The 2,648-nt window shown below is 65.0% G+C and carries 3 protein-coding genes; 1 reads left to right on the top strand and 2 read right to left on the bottom strand.

The genetic code is table 11. The features are described 5' to 3' along the window. The coding region (gene ubiA, locus EOD07_RS29985) for a 4-hydroxybenzoate octaprenyltransferase (protein ID WP_127237895.1) at positions 1-804 on the top strand (804 nt) is incomplete at its 5' end. 170 nt (positions 805-974) lie between these two features. Here the strand turns inward: ubiA and EOD07_RS29980 are convergent. Both EOD07_RS29980 and EOD07_RS29975 read right to left on the bottom strand, forming a co-directional pair. Beyond that, positions 975-1,541: a DUF6101 family protein gene (locus EOD07_RS29980; protein ID WP_073986947.1), complete on the bottom strand. Its 567-nt coding sequence runs from the start codon at positions 1,539-1,541 to the stop codon at positions 975-977. Positions 1,542-1,726: 185 nt separating this feature from the next. Continuing rightward, positions 1,727-2,648 (bottom strand): FAD-binding oxidoreductase (locus EOD07_RS29975; RefSeq protein ID WP_164772676.1); only part of this gene is annotated, 922 nt, incomplete at its 5' end.

Genomic DNA, 2,648 nt, shown 5'->3' with positions numbered 1-2,648 from the left:
GGCGCCTATCCGCGCCCGACCGATCCGCTGCTGACGCTGCTTCCGGCGCCCTGGTATCTGCTTTTGTTCTTCATCGGCGCCGTCGCCATGCGCGGCGCCGGCTGCACCTATAACGATCTCGCCGACGAGGACATCGACAACCAGGTCGAGCGCACCCGATCGCGGCCGCTGCCCGCCGGCAAGGTGACGCGCCGCCAGGCCTGGGCATTCGTCATCATCCAGGCGCTGGTGGGTTTGGCCGTGCTGCTGCAGTTCAACAGCTTCGCCATCCCACTCGGCATCGCCTCGCTGGGTATCGTCGCCATCTATCCTTTCATGAAGCGCATCACCAACTGGCCGCAATTCGTGCTGGGGCTGGCCTTCTCCTGGGGCGCGCTGATGGGCTGGGCGGTCGAGTTCGGCGACATCGATGACCCGGCCATCATGCTCTATATCGGCTCGATCCTTTGGGTGATCGGCTACGACACGATCTACGCGCATCAGGACAAGGAAGACGACGCCATCGTCGGCGTGCGCTCGACGGCGCGGCTGTTCGGCGACAACACCAAGATGTGGCTCACCGGGCTCTATGGCGGCGCGCTGATCTGCTTCGCCATCGCCTTCGCTTCGGCGCAGGTGCCCGTGGTGTCGCTGGCCGGGCTGATCGCCGCCGGCGCGCATATGGCGCGCCAGATCATCCGGCTCGACATCAACAATCCGGACCAGTGCCTGAAGCTGTTCAAGTCGAACAACCAGGTCGGCTGGCTGATCTTCCTCGGCCTGATCGGCGGCTCGGTGTGGATTTGGCTGAAGCCGATGGTGTAGCGGCGGCGCTTTCCCTTCTCCCCTTGTGGGAGAAGGTGGATCGGCGCGTAGCGCCGAGACGGATGAGGGGTGCTCCAGCGGAGTGAGACGCTGGCTTTCCCTGGAGCACCCCTCATCCGTCGCCTTCGGCGACACCTTCTCCCACAGGGGGAGAAGGAGAGCGCGCCGCGCTACTCCCTTGCAATAATCTCCTGGCCGTCGATGACCAGCCGCAAGCCCAGATTGCCGGCCTTGCGACGGGCGAGAAAGCGCGGGCGGCGCATGGTGGAGACGCGGCCCTTGCGGCGCTCCTGCGGCGGCAGCGCCTTGATGGCGGCGCCGAGCGATTCTTCCAGCGTGCGGGCGATGCCGTCGGCCTCGATCAGCAGCATCGGCAGGCGATAGGCGTCGGCCCAGGCGCGCCAGTCGGCGGCGACGTCGTCGAGGTCGTCGGCGACCAGAAGCGGCACCGACAGCATCGGATCATTGTGCAGGAGTTCCAGCGTCACCGTGACGTTGCCGTCCGGATCCTCCATGGCGCGGGCGGCGACGCCGCGGAACGCATTGGGGGGCAGCGCGATGATCGCCGGCACGCCGCTCATCTCCAGCACCCGGCGGATGACCGCGCCGCGCTGGTCGATGGTGAAGGTCACATCGCCATAATCGTCGCGGGTGGCATAGCTCACCATCTGCGGCAGGCGAAACGGGTCGAGACGCATGTTGCGACCGGCCCAGACTGGCTTCAGTCCAGTGTTCATCGATGTCTTCCCTGTTAGTCCTGAGGGCCGTTTTTCCGGTTCTCTCAGGGCCGGTTTTTCCGGCCTCGTTATGGGAAGAAATATTAGCGCTCGCTTCTTACCGGCGCGCTTAAGAAAGTCGGTTAAATTTTGCTGATCTCGGGGATGGTTATCGGAATGCGACCGGCCACCCGATGAGGTGAGGATCAGATAACCTTACCGGGATTCATGATGCCGGCCGGATCGAAGGCCGCCTTCACGCGGCGCATCAGATCGATCGCCATCGGCGGCGCCGTTGCGATCAGCTCGTCGCGCTTCAGCTGGCCGATGCCGTGCTCGGCCGAGATCGAGCCGTGGAAGGAGCGCACGACATCGTGCACGGCCTTGTTCATGGGGTGGTAGAGCTCGAGGAACGCCTCATCCTGCCAGTCGATGGGACGCGAGATGTTGTAGTGGAGATTGCCGTCCCCCATGTGGCCGAAGCAGACGACGCGCGCGCCGGGGCAGACGCCTTCCACCGCGCCGGCCGCCTTCTCGATGAACTCGGGGATCGAGGCGATCGGCACCGAGATGTCGTGCTTGATCGAGGCGCCTTCCGGCTTCTGGCATTCGGGCAGTGTCTCGCGGAAATTCCAGAAGGCGTCGCCCTGGGCAAGGCTTGCCGACACCACCGCGTCGCCGACGATGCCTTGCTCGAGGCCAGCCGAAAGAATCTCCTCGATCAGTGCCTTGCCGTCCTCCTCGGAACGGCCTGAGGAGACCTGCATCAGCACATACCACGGCCAGTCGTCGGCCAGCGGCCGCGTGATGCCTTGCCCATGCTTGAGCGTGAAGTCGTAAGGCCTCTTGGCGATCAGCTCGAAGGCGGTGAGCGAGGCGCCGGCCCTGTCCATCGCCAGGGTGAACAGCGACAGCGCGTCCTTGGGGGACGACGGCAGGCCGGCAAAGGCGACCTCCCTGCCCTTCGGCTTCGGGAACAATTTCAGCACGGCGGCGGTGATGATGCCGAGCGTGCCCTCGGCGCCGACGAAGAGGTTCTTGAGGTCGTAGCCGGTGTTGTCCTTCTTCAGCTTACGCAAATCGTCGAACACCTCGCCGGTCGGCAGCACCACCTCGACACCCAGGCAG

The organism is Mesorhizobium sp. M2C.T.Ca.TU.002.02.1.1 (assembly GCF_003997225.1).
This window is presented reverse-complemented; position numbering and strand designations above follow the sequence as displayed.